The following is a 16192-nucleotide window of genomic DNA, read 5'->3' as shown; positions in this document are numbered from 1 at the left end:
GTCGGTGCCTTACACGCTCAGACGGGCGCGGGCCACGCGCGAGCCATTGGCGCGGCCGAGCACATCGCAGATGCGCTGGCCGGCGGCGATCAGCTTGTCCATGTCGATGCCGGTGTCGATGCCCAGGCCGTTCAGCAGGTAGAGCACATCTTCGGTGGCGACGTTGCCGGTGGCGCCCTTGGCATAGGGGCAGCCGCCCAGGCCGGCGACCGAGCTGTCGAACACGGCGATGCCTTCCTGCAGGCTGGCGTAGACATTGGCCAGGGCCTGGCCATAGGTGTCGTGGAAATGCCCGCCGAGCTTGTCGCGCGGGATCTTGCCAGCGCAGACCTCGAACAGGCGGCGGGTGGCGCCGGCGGTGCCGGTGCCGATGGTGTCGCCAAGGGACACTTCATAGCAGCCCATGGCGAACAGTTCGGCGGCCACGCTGGCGACCTGCTCGGGCGCCACCTCACCCTCGTAGGGGCAGCCGAGCACGCAGGAGACATAGCCGCGCACGCTGATGCCGTGCTGTTTGGCAGCCTCCATCACTGGCACGAAACGCTGCAGGCTGTCGCTGATCGAGCAGTTGATGTTCTTCTGCGAGAAGGCCTCGCTGGCGGCGGCAAACACTGCGACTTCCTTGACTCCGGCGGCCACGGCTGCCTCGAAGCCCTGCATGTTCGGCGTCAGCGCGCCATAGACCACACCGGGCTTGCGCTGGATCTGGGCGAACACCTCGGCGCTGCCAGCCATTTGCGGCACCCACTTGGGCGAGACGAAGCTGCCCACCTCGATGTAGCTCAGGCCGGCGGCACTGAGGTCGTCGGTCAGGCGCACCTTGTCGGCCACGCTGATCGGCTGTTTCTCGTTCTGCAGGCCGTCGCGCGGGCCGACTTCGACCAGGCGGACGTGTTGGGGCAGATTCATGCTTATTTCTCCAATTCCCGTAGGAGCGAGCTCTGCTCGCGAATCAGGCTGTGCAGAGCCATTCGCGAGCAGAGCTCGCCCCTACAAAAGCTTCTTGCTATGTAGATCTTGCGATCAGGCCTCTTCCAGCTCCACCAGCGCAGCGCCTTCGCTGACCATATCGCCTTCGCCACAGTACAGCGCCTTGACCGTGCCGGCGTGGGGCGCGCGGATGCTGTGCTCCATCTTCATGGCTTCCAGCACCACCAGCGCGGTGCCGGCTTCGACGAGCTGGCCAGGTTCGACCAGCACGCGCACGATACTGCCGTTCATCGGCGCCGTCAGCCCGCCGTGCTGGGCGTGACTGGCCTCGACCTCGGCAATCGGGTCGACCTTGCGCACTTCGTGCAGGCGGCCCTGCCACTCCAGATACAGCGCATCGCCCTGGCGGATGGCACGATGGGCACGGCGCAGGCCGTCCTGCTCGAGCCACAGTTGCTCGCCCAGCAGCTGCGACTGCAGCGCGCCGCGCAGGTGCACGGTCTGGCGCTGCTCGCCGCAGCTCAGCTGCAGATCGGTCTCGCTGGCCAGGCCGGCGCGCCAGCCGAGGTTGCCGCTCCACGGCGAGTGATAGTCCTCGTGGCTGCGACGCGGTGCCTCGCTCTGTAGCCAGGCTTCGCCGGCCAGTTGCCAGAATTCGCTCGGCAGCTCGGCCACGGCCGGCAGCAGTTGCTGCTGATGACGGGCGATAAAGCCGGTATCCAGCTCGGCAGCGGCGAAGGCCGGATGGGCCAGCACGCGACGCAGGAAGGGCAGGTTGCTGGCGAAGCCGCCGACGGCGGTCTCTTCCAGCATGGCCAGCAGGCGCTGTCGTGCCTGTTCGCGGTCTTCGCCCCAGGCGATCAGCTTGGCCAGCATGGGGTCGTAGAAGGGCGAGACGGTATCGCCCTCGACCACACCGCTGTCCACCCGGCGGCCTTCGCCGGCAGCCGGCTCGCGATACAGCTTGAGGTCGCCGGAGGCGGGCAGGAAGTCGTTGTCGGTGTCTTCCGCGTACAGGCGCACCTCGATGGCGTGGCCATTCAGCGGCACCTGCGCCTGGGTGATCGGCAGCGCCTCGCCACGGGCGGCGCGGATCTGCCAGGCCACCAGGTCGAGGCCGGTGATGGCCTCGGTGACCGGGTGCTCAACTTGCAGCCTCGTGTTCATTTCCATAAAGAAGAACTGGCCACGGGCGTCCAGCAGGAACTCTACGGTGCCGGCGCCGACATAGCCGATGGCCTGGGCGGCCTTGACCGCTGCCTCGCCCATGGCGCGGCGCAGCTCGGGCGAGAGGCCCGGGGCCGGGGCTTCCTCGACCACCTTCTGGTGGCGGCGCTGGATTGAGCAGTCGCGCTCGTTGAGGTACAGGCAGTTACCGTGGCTGTCGGCGAATACCTGGATCTCCACGTGGCGCGGCTGCAACACGTATTTCTCCACCAGCATGCGCGAGTCGCCGAAGGCCGATTGGGCTTCACGCTGGGCGGATTCCAGGGTCTCGGCCAGGTCGGCTTCGCGCTCGACCACTTTCATGCCCTTGCCGCCACCGCCGGCTGCGGCCTTGAGCAGCACCGGGTAGCCAATGCGCTCGGCGGCGACACGGAAGGTTTCCACGTCCTGGGCCTCGCCGTGGTAGCCGGGCACCAGCGGCACGCCGGCATCTTCCATCAGCGCCTTGGCCGCCGACTTGCTGCCCATGGCATCGATGGCGGAGGCGGGCGGGCCGAGGAACACCAGGCCGGCGGCCTCGATGGCGCTGGCGAAGCCGGCGTTCTCGGAGAGGAAGCCATAGCCCGGGTGAATGGCCTGGGCGCCGCTGGCCTTGGCCGCGGCAATGATCTTGTCGATCAGCAGGTAGCTCTCGGCCGGCTTGGCACCACCGAGGTTCACCGCCAGATCAGCCTCGCGCACATGCCGCGCATGGGCGTCGATGGCGCTGTGCACGGCCACGGTCTTCAGGCCCTGGGCCTTGGCGGTGCGCATCACCCGGCAGGCGATCTCGCCGCGGTTGGCCACCAGCAGGGTGTCGATGTGCTTGCGGCTCATGCTTGCGGCTCCTGCCAGGCGGGCGTGCGTTTTTCCAGGAAGGCGTTGAGGCCTTCCTGGCCTTCCGGGCTGACGCGGATACGGGCGATGGCGTTCTCGGTGTAGCGGCGCAGGGCCGGGGTGAGCACGCCGCTGGCCGCTTCGCGCAGCAGATCCTTGCTCACCTGCATGGCCTGCGGGCTGTTTAGCAGCAGGTTGCTGATCCAGTGCTCGACCTGGGTTTCCAGTTCGCTGGTGGCGTAGCACTCGGCCAGCAGGCCAAGGGCACGGGCGCGGTCGCCGTTGAAGCGTTCGGCGCTCAGCGCATAGCGCCGCGCATTGCGCTCGCCCAGGGCCTGGACGACAAATGGGCTGATCACCGCCGGGGCCAGGCCAATGCGCACTTCGGACAGGGAGAACAGCGCGTCCTCGCTGCCGATGGCGATGTCGCAGGCACTGACCAGGCCAACCGCGCCGCCGAAAGCCGCGCCCTGTACCACGGCCAGGGTGGGGATCTTCAGGCCATGCAGGTTGTACATCAGCTCGGCCAGTTCGCGGGCGTCATTCAGGTTGGCGTTGTAGTCCAGCTTGGCGCAGGACTGCATCCAAGCCAGGTCGGCGCCGGCGGAAAAGTGCTTGCCACGGCCGCGCAGCAGCAGGAAACGCAGGGTCTTGTCGGCGGCGATCGTGTCGATGGCGAGGATCAGCTCGCGGATCATCTCGGCGTTGAAGGCGTTGTTCTTCTCCGGGCGATCCAACCACAGGGTGGCGAAGCCGCGCGGGTCTTTTTCCAGCTGTACGGTAGTGAAGTCGGTCATAACGGCTCCAGGCATTGTGCTTTTGCTCCCTCTCCCTCCGGGAGAGGGCTGGGGTGAGGGTATGGGGCGAGTTGCATATGGCATCCCTCACCCCCGGCCCCTCTCCCAAAGGGAGAGGGGAGTCAAAGGTCTTACATCCGGAACACGCCGAACTGGGTCGGCTCGATGGGCGCATTGAGGCTGGCGGAGAGGGCCAGGCCGAGGACGTCGCGGGTCTGCGCCGGGTCGATCACGCCGTCGTCCCACAGGCGGGCGCTGGAGTAGTAGGCGTGCGCCTGCTGTTCGTACTGGGCGACTATGGGCTGCTTGATGCGCGCCTCTTCCTCGTCGCTGAACGGGTGGCCGGCACGGGCCGCCTGCTCGCGCTTGACCTGCACCAGCACGCCGGCGGCCTGCTCGGCGCCCATCACGCCGATTCGCGCGTTGGGCCACATCCACAGGAAGCGCGGCTCAAAGGCGCGGCCGCACATGCCGTAGTTACCGGCGCCGAAGCTGCCGCCGATGATCACGGTGAACTTCGGCACCTTGGCGCAGGCCACGGCGGTGACCAGCTTGGCGCCATGCTTGGCGATGCCGCCCTCTTCATATTTTTTCCCGACCATAAAGCCGGTGATGTTCTGCAGAAACAGCAGCGGGATGCCGCGCTGGCAGGCCAGTTCGATGAAGTGCGCGCCTTTCTGCGCGGCCTCGGCGAACAAAATGCCGTTGTTCGCCAGGATCGCCACCGGGTAGCCGTGGACATGGGCGAAGCCGCAGACCAGGGTGGTGCCGAACAGCGCCTTGAACTCATCGAACTCGCTGCCGTCGACGATGCGCGCGATCACCTCGTGCACATCGAAGGGCTGCTTGGCGTCGGCCGGGATCACTCCGTACAGCTCGTCCGCCGCGTGCAGCGGGGCGAGTGGAGTACGGGCCTGCAGCTGGCCAAGCTTGCGCCAGTTGAGGTTGGCGATGCAGCGCCGAGCCAGGGCCAGGGCGTGCTCATCGTTCTCTGCATAGTGGTCGGCCACGCCGCTGGTCTTGCAGTGCACGTCGGCGCCGCCCAGTTCCTCGGCGGTCACCACTTCACCGGTGGCGGCCTTCACCAGGGGCGGGCCGGCCAGGAAGATGGTGGCCTGGTTGCGCACCATGATGGTCTCGTCGCTCATCGCCGGCACATAGGCGCCGCCGGCGGTGCAGGAACCCATGACCACGGCGATCTGCGGGATGCCCTGAGCGCTCATGTTGGCCTGGTTGAAGAAGATGCGGCCGAAGTGCTCGCGATCGGGGAACACCTCTTCCTGGCGCGGCAGGTTGGCGCCGCCGGAGTCCACCAGGTAGATGCACGGCAGACGGTTCTGCTGGGCAATGGTCTGCGCACGCAGGTGCTTCTTCACGGTCAGCGGGTAGTAGCTGCCGCCTTTCACCGTGGCGTCGTTGGCGATGATCATGCACTCGACGCCTTCGACACGGCCGATACCGGCGACCACACCGGCGGCCGGCACGTCCTCGCCGTACACCTCGTGGGCGGCCAATTGGCCGACCTCGAGGAAGGGCGAGCCGAGATCCAGCAGGCGGTTGATGCGTTCGCGCGGCAGCAGCTTGCCGCGCGAGGTGTGGCGTTCCTGGGCCTTGGCGCCGCCGCCTTCGTGGACGCGGGCGAGCAGGGCGCGCAGGTCGCTGACCTGGGCGAGCATGGCTGCGCTATTGGCAGCGAACTCCGGCGAGCGGGTGTTGATCTGGGTATGCAGGATGGCCATGTATGCCTCGTATGCTTTTGCTCCCTCTCCCTCTGGGAGAGGGCTGGGGTGAGGGGACTTGGCGTGCCCCTCATCCGCCCTTCGGGCACCTTCTCCCAGGGGGAGAAGGATCAGTCAGTCACTTGGTCTCGTTGTACAGCTCGCGGCCGATCAGCATGCGGCGGATCTCGCTGGTGCCGGCGCCGATCTCGTAGAGCTTGGCGTCACGCAGCAGGCGGCCGGCTGGGTACTCGTTGGTGTAGCCGTTGCCGCCGAGCAGCTGGATGGTGTCGAGGGCCATCTTGGTGGCCATTTCGGCGGTGTAGAGGATCACCGCCGCGGCGTCTTTGCGTGATTCCTCGCCGCGGTCGCAGGCCTTGGCCACGTTGTACAGGTAGGACTTGGAGGCGTTCATGCCGGCGTACATGTCGGCCAGCTTGCCTTGCACCAGCTGGAACTCGCCGATCGACTGCTTGAACTGCTTGCGCTCGTGCACGTAGGGCAGCACCACGTCCATGCAGGCGCTCATGATCCCGGTCGGGCCGCCGGAGAGCACGGTGCGCTCGTAGTCCAGGCCGCTCATCAGTACGGCCACGCCACGGCCTTCGCCGCCGAGGATGTTCTCTTCCGGTACTTCCACGTCCTCGAACACCAGTTCGCAGGTGTTGGAGCCGCGCATGCCCAGCTTGTCGAGCTTCTGGTGGCGGGAGAAGCCCTTGTAGTCGCGCTCGACGATGAACGCGGTCATGCCGCGCGAACCGGCGTTGATGTCGGTCTTGGCGTAGATCACGTAGGTGTTGGCGTCGGGGCCGTTGGTGATCCACATCTTGTTGCCGTTGAGGATGTAGCGGTCGCCGCGCTTCTCGGCGCGCAGCTTCATCGATACCACGTCGGAGCCGGCATTCGGCTCGCTCATGGCCAGGGCGCCGATGTGTTCGCCGGAGCACAGCTTGGGCAGGTACTTGGCCTTCTGCTCGTGGGTGCCGTTCTTGCGGATCTGGTTCAGGCACAGGTTGGAGTGCGCGCCGTAGGACAGGCCGACCGAGGCGCTGGCGCGGCTGATCTCTTCCATCGCCACCACGTGGGCCAGGTAGCCCATGTTGGTGCCGCCGTATTCCTCTTCCACGGTCATGCCGAGCAGGCCCATGTCGCCGAACTTGCGCCACATGTCCATGGGGAACTCGTTGTCGCGGTCGATCTGCGCCGCGCGCGGGGCCAGCTCGGCCTGGGCGAACTGGTGCACCGAGTCACGCAGCATGTCGATGGTCTCGCCGAGACCGAAGTTGAGGGTCGGGTAGCTCATGGTTCCACCTGTAATTGTCTTTATTAAGTTTGGTAGATAAATATTTGTTCAGGCTTGAGTTTGTTCGAGTGCTGCCAGGCAGCGCTCTTCGGCCGTATCCAGCTCCAGCTGCATCTGCTGGATATCCAGCAACTGCTGTTCGAGTTGGGCGCGGCGCTCGCTGATCTTGGCCATGAAGGTGTGCAACTGGACGCGGTTGCCGCTGGCCGGGTCGTACAGCTCGATCAGTTCCTTGCACTCGGCCAGGGAGAAGCCGATGCGCTTGCCGCGCAGGATCAGCTTGAGGGTGACCTTGTCCTTGGCGGTGTAGACGCGTTCCTGGCCACGGCGCTCGGGGGCGAGCATGCCTTGCTCCTCGTAGAAGCGAATGGCTCGGGTGGTGATGTCCAGCTCGCGGGCCAGATCGGAAATGCTGTAGGTGAGGGCCATGCCGTGCTCGTCGATATTTCTGCTTTACGTTAACGTAAAGCAGGTTGACGTTTACGTCAACGAGAGCCGCAGGCAAAGAAAAGCCCCGCAAGGCGGGGCTCCAGGTGCAGGGCGGGTGAAACCCGCGTTGCCGGCGTCGCGGGTTGCACCCGCCCTACGGGATGATTGCGCAGGTTTTCAATAAAATCAGTCGGTTAGCGAATCAAGCTAAGGTTTTGGCTTCTGTGTCGAGTTTCTTTTCCTGGGCGGTAACCTGCTGGCAGATCTCGATGATCTGCTCGCGCATCCAGCGGTTGGCCGGATCCTGGTCGGTGCTTTCGTGCCAGTACAGGTGGGTTTCCAGGGAGGGCACGTCACTGACCGGGAGCTGCACATAGTGCAGGCCATGGCGGCGGGCAAAGCGCTCGGGCACGGTCATCACCATGTCGGTGCCCAGCAGCACCGAGGTGGCCATCAGGTAGTGCTGCGAGCGCAGGGCGACCTTGCGCTGCAGGCCCATCTTGCCCAGCGACAGGTCGACATAGCCGAGGCCGCTGCGGCGGCTGGAGATCTGGATATGGGTCAGCGACAGGTATTCATCCAGGCTCAGTTTTTCCTTGGCCAGTGGATGGTTGGGGCGCAGTGCGCAGACGTAGCGGTCTTCCATCAACTTGACGTGGCGCACCTGCGGGTCGGTGTTGAGCGGTGCGTCGACGGCGAAATCCAGGCGGCCGGCAGCCAGCTCCTTGGTGGTTTCGCGGCGCTTGGCCAGGAAGCTCTCGATCTGTACGGTCGGCGCCAGGCGGCGCAGGCGCTGGAACAGCGGCGGCAGGACAACGGCCTCGGTGAGGTCGGTCATGCTGATGCGGTAGGTCTTGTTGGCCTGCTGCGGGGTGAAGGTGCGGCTTTCCTGCACCGACACGCGCAGCAGCTGCAGGGCGTTGCGCACCGGGCCGATGATGTTCTGCGCCATCGGCGTGGGCACCATGCCCTGGGCGGTGCGTACGAACAGCGGGTCGTTGAAGGTCTCGCGCAGGCGGGCCAGGGCGTTGGATACCGCCGGCTGGGTAATCCCGACTATCTGCCCGGCACGGGTCAGGTTGGCCTCGGTATAGATGGCGTCGAAGACGATGAAGAGGTTGAGATCGACCTTGTTCAAGTTCATTGCCCGCTCCTGTGTTTCCGCGCCAAATTCAAGCCAGTCACATATTGCTTATGAATGTTGATAAGTCGGGAAAATAGGTTAGATAAATCGTGGGTGCTGTTCTAGCATCATTTCCACATCGAAGCCACCCATCAAGGTAATGCCATGGATTTCGCCTACTCCCCCAAGGTTCAGGAACTGCGTGAACGCGTCACCGCCTTCATGGACACCCACGTCTATCCGAACGAGGCCGTGTTCGAGCAGCAGGTCAACGAAGGCGACCGCTGGCAGCCGACCGCGATCATGGAAGAGCTGAAAGCCAAGGCCAAAGCCGAGGGCCTGTGGAACCTGTTCCTGCCGGAGTCCGAGTACGGTGCCGGCCTGACCAACATGGAATACGCGCCGCTGGCCGAAATCATGGGCCGCTCGCTGATGGGCTCCGAGCCGTTCAACTGCTCGGCACCGGATACCGGCAACATGGAAACCCTGGTGCGCTACGCCAGCGAAGCGCAGAAGAAGCAGTGGTTGGAGCCGCTGCTCACCGGCGAGATCCGTTCCGCCTTCGCCATGACCGAGCCGGGCGTGGCCTCGAGCGACGCCACCAACATGCAGGCCAACGCCGTGCGCGATGGTGACGAGTGGGTGATCAACGGCCGCAAGTGGTGGACTTCCGGCGCCTGCGACCCGCGCTGCAAGATCATGATCTTCATGGGGCTGACCAACCCGGACGCGCCGCGTCACCAGCAGCACTCGATGATCCTGGTGCCGACCGATACCCCCGGGGTGAAGATCCTGCGTCCGCTGCCGGTATTCGGCTATGACGACGCACCGCACGGCCACGCCGAAGTGTTGTTCGAGAACGTCCGCGTACCCTACGAGAACGTGCTGCTCGGCGAGGGCCGCGGCTTCGAGATCGCCCAGGGTCGCCTTGGCCCAGGCCGCATCCACCACTGCATGCGCTCCATCGGCATGGCCGAGCGCGCGCTGGAACTGATGTGCAAGCGCTCCGTCAGTCGCACCGCCTTCGGCAAGCCGCTGGCGCGCCTGGGTGGCAACATCGACCACATCGCCAATTCGCGCATCGAGATCAACCAGGCGCGCCTGCTGACCCTGAATGCCGCGTACATGATGGACACCGTGGGCAACAAGATCGCCCAGAGCGAGATCGCCCAGATCAAGGTGGTGGCCCCCAACGTCGCGCTCAACGTGATCGACCGCGCCATCCAGATCCACGGCGGTGCCGGTGTTTCCAACGACACGCCGCTGGCGTACTTCTACGCCATGCAGCGCACCCTGCGCCTGGCCGACGGCCCGGACGAAGTGCACCGCGCGGCGATCGGCAAGTTCGAGATCGGCAAGTACGTACCGCGTGAAGCGATGAAAGCCAGCCGCTGATCCCGGCTCGCTCAGTAAGCACAAGGCCCGCAAATGCGGGCCTTGTCGTTTTCAGTCGGGAGTGGGTTGCTGGCGGTGCTGTCTCGCTGGTTTCAGTTGGCAAGAATGAACGGTGCTGCCGGTGCTGGATTCCCGCCTGCGCGGGAATGACGAGGTGTGGGGAGGCAGCGAGGTTATTCCACCCACTCCGTTATTCCCGCGCAAGCGGGAATCCAGGGGGCGAACTCGAAAGCTCAGGTGGCCGGCTAGCGAAATTCTCCGCCTGAGCCTGCTCGCGCAGCCACCCCAGGCGCATGTGCAACTGGGCGGCAAAGGTGCGCGCGGCCAGCTCCTCGTGGAAGCTCACGGCGCGCTTGCCCATATGCACCAGCCACAGCCGGCGCCCCTTCAGCTCGCGGGTTTCGATCCGCACATCCTGCACATTACTGCTCGCTTTGTGGCCTGTCGCGGGTTCGCAGCAGGGACAGCAGTACGCCGCCCGCCAACAGGCCAAAGGTTACGCCAAGCGAGAGCAGGGCGGGAATCTTGCCGATAAAGCCGTGCAGGAAGATCTTGCTGCCGATAAAGATCAGCACCAGGGCCAGGGCATACTTGAGGTAGACGAAGCGGTGCATCAGCGCCGCCAGGGCGAAGTACAGCGAGCGCAGGCCGAGGATGGCGAAGATGTTCGAGGTGTAGACGATGAACGGATCCTGGGTGATGGCGAACACCGCCGGCACGCTGTCCACGGCGAACACCAGGTCGGCCAGCTCGATCAGCAGCAGGGCGAGGAACAGCGGCGTGGCGTAGAGCAGCAGCTTGCCCTGGGCGTCGGGGCGACGAATGAAGAAGTGCCCGCCGTGCAGCTCGTCGGTCATGCGGATGTGCCGGCGCAGAAAACGCAGCATGGGGTTCTGCGCCAAGTCCGGATGCTGTTCCTCGCGGCTGAACAGCATCTTCACCCCGGTGAACAGCAGGAAGGCGCCGAACAGGTAGAGAATCCACTCGAACTCCTGCACCAGCGCCGTGCCCAGGCCGATCATGATCGCTCGCAGCACGATGACCCCGATGATGCCCCAGAACAGCACGCGGTGCTGGTAGCGCCGCGGGATGCCGAAGAAGCCGAAGATCATCGCCATGACGAACACGTTGTCCATCGACAGCGACTGTTCCACCAGGAAGCCGGTGTAGAACTCCAGCGCGCTCTGCGCGCCCAGCTCGAACCACACCCACACGCCGAACAGCACGCCGACGCTGAAGTAGCCGCTGTACAGCAGCAGGCTCTCGCGCATTTCGATTTCGTGCTGGTCGCGGTGCAGTATGCCGAGGTCGAACACCAGCAGGGCGACGACTATGGCCAGGAAAGCCAGCCACAGCCAGGTGGCGGTGCCGAGCAGGGGGGAATTGAGGAATAGCAGCAGTTCGTTCATCGGGCCCTCCATCACTGATTGATCAGAGAACCTGTTTTCAATCTTCTGAATTAGAGCCAGACAAGGCCAACGACCAACGGGAGTAACAGCCGCAGGCTGGCCCGAAGGGTGAGTGCCAGCGAATAAAAGGGGCCGAAAAAAGCGCAGTTTACGCAGTGTAAATGAGCATTTTGAGACCGCTTTTAACGCGGTATGGCCGCGAGTCAGGAGATTGGAAGCAGGTTCTGACAGTGACTCCGACATCACGATGAATGCTCATCGCCAGAGGGGCCCGGCGCCACTCCTTGCAGGCTAAAGAGTGGCGTCGAGGGAGGCAAACCCGGGGCGGTTACAAGATTTGTCGTGCCTCGGGTTCCGTAGTGGGCGTGCGCACCAGAGGCCGGCTGCGGACTTGCCGGTGCGCACAGCGCACCCTACGGGAGAGCCTACTCAGTCTCTCAGTAGACCCAGACTTCGACCCGGCGATTCTTCAGGCGGCCTTCGTCGCCGCTGTTAGCGGCTACCGGCAGCTGTTCGCCGAGGCCGGTGATGTCGCGGAAGATCACCCCGCCCTTGGCCAGTTCGCGACGTACGGCCATGGCGCGCAGTTTGGACAGCAGGGCGGCGCGGGCCGGATCGCTCTTCGGGTCGCCGAAGCCGACCAGCACCACCTGGTGATGCAGCTTGTCGTGGCTCTTGAGGTATTCGAGCACCCGGTCGACATCGTGCTGGGCCTTGTTGTCGAGGGTGGCGCTGGCTTCCTGGAAGCGGAAGTTCACCGACAGGCGCTGGGCCTGCTCGGCCAGTTGGCGGTAGTCGTCGGGCATGGCCGGGTTGCTGGCGACCTTGACCGCCTGCACGGTCTGCGGGATGAAGCCGCTCTTCTCGACAATCGCCTGGCCGGCCGGGCTGTGGGCGAACTGCACCAGCGCCTGCACCCAGGTGTTGCTGGTGCCTGGCGGGTTGTAGAAGAACAGGCGGCGCGACAGCGGGTAGTCCTCGGTGGCGATCAGCGTGGCGCTGGGCAGCATCGGCTGGGACTCGCCGTCGGCAATGGCCACCGCCTTGCTCTGGCGGATATAGGGCAGGCCGATGAAGCCGATGCCGCTGGGATCCTGGCTGACTCCGTCGGACAGCTGGTCGCTCGACTCGTAGCGCTTGGCGCTGGCGGCCAGGCTCTTGCCGTGGCTGGCCAGTACCAGTTCCTTGAAAGTGTCGAAGGTGCCGGACTTGTCGTCGCGGGCATACAGGGTGATGGCGCCGCCGCGGCCGCCGAGCTCCTCCCAGGTGCGCACTTCACCGGAGAAGATGCGCGCCAGCTGCTCGGTGCTCAGGGCGGACAGGGGGTTGGACGGGTGCAGGATGATGGCCAGGCCGTCGATGGCGATCACCTGTTCGGCGGCCAGGCTGCGCATGTCGCCCAGCAGGCCCATGAGTGCAGTGGCCTCGGCATCCTTGATCGGTCGCGACGAGGCGGCGAGGTCGGCGCTACCGTCCTGCAGGGCGATGAAACCGGTGCCCGAGCCGTGGGCGGCGACGTTGACGCTGAGGGTGCGGCCCTGGTCGTCCTCGCCCAGCACCTGCTGTTCGTTTTCGGCGGCGCTGGCGGCGATGCGCACATTGCGCAGGCCCTGTTGCTCGAACAGACCCTTGACCAGTGCCGGGCCGAGCTTGGCGCCGATGGTGTTGGAACCCTGGATGCGCATCAGCGCGGCGGGTTCGGCAGCAAATACCGACCAGGGCAGGGCGTAGCAGATGAAACCGAGCAGCAGCCATACATAGGCAAGGATGCAGGATTGCCGATCACTGGCGGATGGGGCGCGCGACATGCGGCGGACACCTTCTTCTAGGGAGGGAAAGTGCGCGCAGAATAAGTCGGTAAAGTTGCAGTCAGGTTACAGCGCAGTGCTCTGCCATGCGGATTCCAGCATGCAAAAGGCCACCGGTAGTGATGGCCTTTCATGTGGCGTGGATCAGCGCGTGGGGCGGGTGAAACCCGCGAGTCAGCACGCGGGTTTCACCCGCCCTACACGGTAGTCGCCACGACGCTGTGGACTCAGCTCAGCTCCAGCCAGATCGGCGCATGGTCCGAGGGTTTCTCCATGCCGCGCAGCTCGTAGTCGACGCCGCTGTCCTTGAACCGCGCCTGCAGGGCGGCGGTAGCCAGGATCACATCGATTCGCAGGCCGCGCTTGGGCTCGTCCTCGAAGCCGCGGCTGCGGTAGTCGAACCAGCTGAAGCGGTCGTTCACCGCCGGGTTGAGATGGCGGAAGCTGTCCACCAGGCCCCAGCCCTTGAGGGTCGCCAGCCATTCACGCTCTTCCGGCAGGAAGCTGCACTTACCGGTCTTCAGCCAGCGCTTGCGGTTGTCCTCACCGATGCCGATGTCGATGTCTTCCGGGGAGATATTGATGTCGCCCATCACCACCAGCGCCTGCTCGGGTTTGAACTGGGTCAGCAGCAGGTTTTGCAGGTCGGCATAGAAGCGCTGCTTGGCCGGGAATTTGGTCGGGTGGTCGCGGCTCTCGCCCTGGGGGAAGTAGCCGTTCATCACGGTCACCGGGTTGCCCTGGGCATCGGCGTAGGTGCCGTAGATAAAGCGGCGCTGGGCGTCTTCTGCGTCACCCGGGAAGCCCTTGTGCAGTTCCAGTGGCTCCTGGCGCGAGAGCAGGGCGACGCCGTAGTGGCCCTTCTGGCCGTGGTAGTGCACGTGGTAGCCGAGCTGACGGATTTCCGCTTCGGGAAACTGCGGATCATCGACCTTGGTTTCCTGCAGGCCGATCACGTCCGGCTGGTGTTTGTCGATCAACGCCGCCAACTGGTGAGGGCGGGCGCGCAGGCCGTTGATATTGAAGGAAACGATCTTCATGGGCAGCTACCGACAGGGGAAAAGGGCGATGCTAGCCCAGGGGCCGGACGACGGCCAGCGCCTGGCAGGGGCGCGGAGCCGATGCTACCTTGGCAGCTGACCCGACGAACCTGCTTGCCTGGTGCTGCGTGCCAGCCCGCGAGCAGGTTCCAAACCTATAACAAATGAGGTCAGCCTGATGCCCCATCGCACCGCCGAAGTCCGCATGCTGCAGCACGGTTACGTCCGCGAAGCCCGCTCGCTGCTGTACCACGCCTACCGCCACGACCCGACCTTCGCCTATCTGTTCGAGAGCGAGCGCCCCGGCTTCGACCAGCGCGTGCGCGCCACGGTGCGCGAGCTGGTGCAGCAGCACTTTGCCGAGGAGTTGCCGGCCATTGGCCTGCTGATCGAGGAACGCCTGGTCGGCATCGCCCTGATCGCGCCGCCGCTGCGCCGCCTGGACATCACCGAGAGCTGGAGCTGGCGCCTGCGCATGCTGATGACCACCGGTTTCCGCTGCACCAAGCGCTATCTCGAATACCACGACGCGGTGCTCGCCTGCCTGCCGCCCGGGCCTTACCACGTGCTGCCGCTGCTCGGCGTGCACCCGGAGTTCCAGGGCCAGCACCTTGGCGAGCAGCTGCTCACCGCGCTGCACGACTGGTGCGCCGAGGACGCCGGTTCCCAGGGCGTGGTGCTGGATACCGGCAACCCGCACTACCTGGAGTTCTATGCCCGCCAGGGCTACGAGGAAATCGGCGAGGTGGCGGTCGGGCCGATCCGCGAGCACGTGTTCTTCCATCCCAATCCGCAGCCGGCCCGCCAGGCCAGCGCCTAGCGGCAGTCGCTCGTGCTGCCTCGCTGCACGGTGAGGCAGTCCCTCCTGTATTGAATTGTTACAAGTGCCCGGGTAGCCTGCGTGCAGCCCGGGCTGCCGGGCTATGGGGAGACCGGGCGGAGCCAGCTGTCCTGCCGGGTACGAAAACGGAATGCACGAATAAGAAAGCCATAAGGACATCACCATGCTCAGCTTCAAAACTTCGCCCGCCACCCACCAGAAGATTTCGCGGGTTTCCCGCTGGTTGTGCTTCGCCGCCTTTGTCGTCGGCCTGGGCTTCCTCGGCTACACCTCCGTCGCGGGCTATCGCACGGCGACTGCGATCCTCAAGGATCACTCGGTGGCAACGGCTGCGGTGAGCCTCAAGGACGTGACCGAGGAGCACCATCGCAAGGGGCGCACCTCGCTGACCTACAACTTCACCTACGCCTTCGAGGCCAAGGGCACCCAGCAGGTTGGTGAGTTCTCCACCTCCGAGGACAATGCCCAGCCGTACCTGGAGGAGGGAGCCAAGGTGGAAGTGGCTTTCTCCAACCAGGATCCGAGCCATTTCGACCGCCTCGAGCGCCTGCAGACCCAGGCCGACCTGGGTGGTTCGCTCAAACGCTGGCTGATCATGCTGCCGGTCGGGGCGCTGCTGGCCCTGGTGCTGCACATCCTGATCGTGGCGCGCCTGTTCGTACCGCGTGAGGCGCAAGCGGCCTGATTTGGCTGGCACTGCAACGGAAGGCCTGCCATTTGTGCAGGCCTTTTTTGTTTGCAGCGCACAATCGCGCTAACCTTCGTGACCACCACAGGCGCAGACCTGTCAGTTACCCAGCGCGCTGCCATGGCGCCGCGCTTCACTCCAGCGATAAGGACACTCAAATGGCTCAAGTAACTCTCAAGGGCAACCCGATCCAGGTCGACGGCCAACTGCCGCAGGTCGGTCAGCAGGCGCCGGCCTTCAGCCTGGTTGGCAAGGATCTGTCGGACGTGACCCTGGCCAGCCTGGCCGGCAAGCGCAAAGTGCTGAACATCTTCCCGAGCATCGACACCCCGACCTGCGCCACTTCTGTGCGTACCTTCAACGCCGAGGCGAGCAAGCTGGCCAACACCGTGGTGCTGTGCATCTCCGCCGACCTGCCATTCGCCCAGGCGCGCTTCTGCGGCTCCGAGGGCCTGGAAAACGTGATCAACCTGTCGACCATGCGTGGCGCCAACTTCCTCAAGGATTACGGTGTTGCCTTCGGCAGTGGCCCGCTGGTGGGTGTTGCAGCGCGTGCGGTGGTGGTGCTGGACGAGAACGACAAGGTGCTGCACAGCGAGCTGGTTGGCGAGATCGCCGACGAGCCGAATTACGCCGCGGCCATCGCCGCCCTCAAGTAATTCATCCAG

General features: G+C 65.0%; 15 protein-coding genes. 4 read left to right on the top strand and 11 right to left on the bottom strand.

What is annotated here, in order from left to right; genetic code table 11:
- Window positions 1–9: 9 nt before the first annotated feature.
- The 7 genes from A9179_RS10985 to A9179_RS10955 all read right to left on the bottom strand — a co-directional run bounded on the left by A9179_RS10985 (window position 10) and on the right by A9179_RS10955 (window position 8364).
- Window positions 10–909: a hydroxymethylglutaryl-CoA lyase gene (locus A9179_RS10985; protein WP_187805840.1), complete on the bottom strand. Its 900-nt coding sequence runs from the start codon at window positions 907–909 to the stop codon at window positions 10–12.
- 114 nt (window positions 910–1023) lie between these two features.
- Window positions 1024–2973: an acetyl/propionyl/methylcrotonyl-CoA carboxylase subunit alpha gene (locus tag A9179_RS10980; RefSeq protein ID WP_187805839.1), complete on the bottom strand. Its 1950-nt coding sequence runs from the start codon at window positions 2971–2973 to the stop codon at window positions 1024–1026.
- A complete protein-coding gene (locus tag A9179_RS10975) occupies window positions 2970–3770 on the bottom strand; it encodes a gamma-carboxygeranoyl-CoA hydratase (RefSeq protein ID WP_187805838.1) in 801 nt (266 codons plus the stop codon). Before A9179_RS10975 ends, A9179_RS10980 begins: the two co-directional genes overlap by 4 nt.
- Before the next feature lie 131 nt (window positions 3771–3901).
- Complete coding sequence (locus A9179_RS10970) at window positions 3902–5509, bottom strand: carboxyl transferase domain-containing protein (RefSeq protein ID WP_187805837.1); 1608 nt, start codon at window positions 5507–5509, stop codon at window positions 3902–3904.
- Window positions 5510–5627: 118 nt separating this feature from the next.
- Window positions 5628–6791 (bottom strand): isovaleryl-CoA dehydrogenase, encoded by a 1164-nt coding sequence (locus tag A9179_RS10965; protein ID WP_187805836.1) that lies wholly within the window; start codon window positions 6789–6791, stop codon window positions 5628–5630.
- 48 nt (window positions 6792–6839) lie between these two features.
- Window positions 6840–7220 (bottom strand): MerR family transcriptional regulator, encoded by a 381-nt coding sequence (locus A9179_RS10960; protein WP_187805835.1) that lies wholly within the window; start codon window positions 7218–7220, stop codon window positions 6840–6842.
- A 202-nt stretch (window positions 7221–7422) separates the two neighbouring features.
- Window positions 7423–8364: a LysR family transcriptional regulator gene (locus tag A9179_RS10955; RefSeq protein WP_187805834.1), complete on the bottom strand. Its 942-nt coding sequence runs from the start codon at window positions 8362–8364 to the stop codon at window positions 7423–7425.
- 144 nt (window positions 8365–8508) lie between these two features.
- On the opposite strand from A9179_RS10955, the gene A9179_RS10950 reads away from it, so the two are divergent.
- Window positions 8509–9738 (top strand): acyl-CoA dehydrogenase, encoded by a 1230-nt coding sequence (locus A9179_RS10950; RefSeq protein WP_187805833.1) that lies wholly within the window; start codon window positions 8509–8511, stop codon window positions 9736–9738.
- Window positions 9739–9928: 190 nt separating this feature from the next.
- Here the strand turns inward: A9179_RS10950 and A9179_RS10945 are convergent, their stop codons facing one another.
- From A9179_RS10945 to xthA, 4 genes are all read right to left on the bottom strand, one after another.
- Complete coding sequence (locus tag A9179_RS10945) at window positions 9929–10150, bottom strand: hypothetical protein (RefSeq protein WP_187808665.1); 222 nt, start codon at window positions 10148–10150, stop codon at window positions 9929–9931.
- Window positions 10151–10160: 10 nt separating this feature from the next.
- On the bottom strand, window positions 10161–11147 hold the full coding sequence (locus A9179_RS10940) for a TerC family protein (RefSeq protein WP_187805832.1): 987 nt from the start codon (window positions 11145–11147) through the stop codon (window positions 10161–10163).
- Window positions 11148–11584: 437 nt separating this feature from the next.
- A complete protein-coding gene (locus A9179_RS10935; RefSeq protein WP_187805831.1) occupies window positions 11585–12955 on the bottom strand; it encodes a substrate-binding domain-containing protein in 1371 nt (456 codons plus the stop codon).
- 227 nt (window positions 12956–13182) lie between these two features.
- Window positions 13183–13995 carry an exodeoxyribonuclease III gene (gene xthA / locus A9179_RS10930; protein ID WP_187805830.1) on the bottom strand — a complete coding sequence of 271 codons (813 nt, stop codon included), beginning with the start codon at window positions 13993–13995 and terminating at the stop codon, window positions 13183–13185.
- Window positions 13996–14173: 178 nt separating this feature from the next.
- Here xthA and A9179_RS10925 point away from each other — a divergent pair, with 178 nt between their 5' ends.
- The 3 genes from A9179_RS10925 to tpx all read left to right on the top strand — a co-directional run bounded on the left by A9179_RS10925 (window position 14174) and on the right by tpx (window position 16183).
- On the top strand, window positions 14174–14815 hold the full coding sequence (locus tag A9179_RS10925; protein ID WP_187805829.1) for a GNAT family N-acetyltransferase: 642 nt from the start codon (window positions 14174–14176) through the stop codon (window positions 14813–14815).
- A 184-nt stretch (window positions 14816–14999) separates the two neighbouring features.
- Window positions 15000–15521 (top strand): DUF3592 domain-containing protein, encoded by a 522-nt coding sequence (locus A9179_RS10920; RefSeq protein ID WP_187805828.1) that lies wholly within the window; start codon window positions 15000–15002, stop codon window positions 15519–15521.
- A gap of 161 nt (window positions 15522–15682) precedes the next feature.
- Window positions 15683–16183 (top strand): thiol peroxidase, encoded by a 501-nt coding sequence (tpx, locus tag A9179_RS10915; protein ID WP_187805827.1) that lies wholly within the window; start codon window positions 15683–15685, stop codon window positions 16181–16183.
- Window positions 16184–16192: the final 9 nt, after the last annotated feature.

The sequence above is a fragment of the Pseudomonas alcaligenes genome (assembly GCF_014490745.1).
Classification (GTDB): domain Bacteria; phylum Pseudomonadota; class Gammaproteobacteria; order Pseudomonadales; family Pseudomonadaceae; genus Aquipseudomonas; species Aquipseudomonas alcaligenes_C.
The sequence above is the reverse complement of the archived record's forward strand: the minus strand, read 5'-3'. Positions and strand labels throughout refer to the sequence as shown.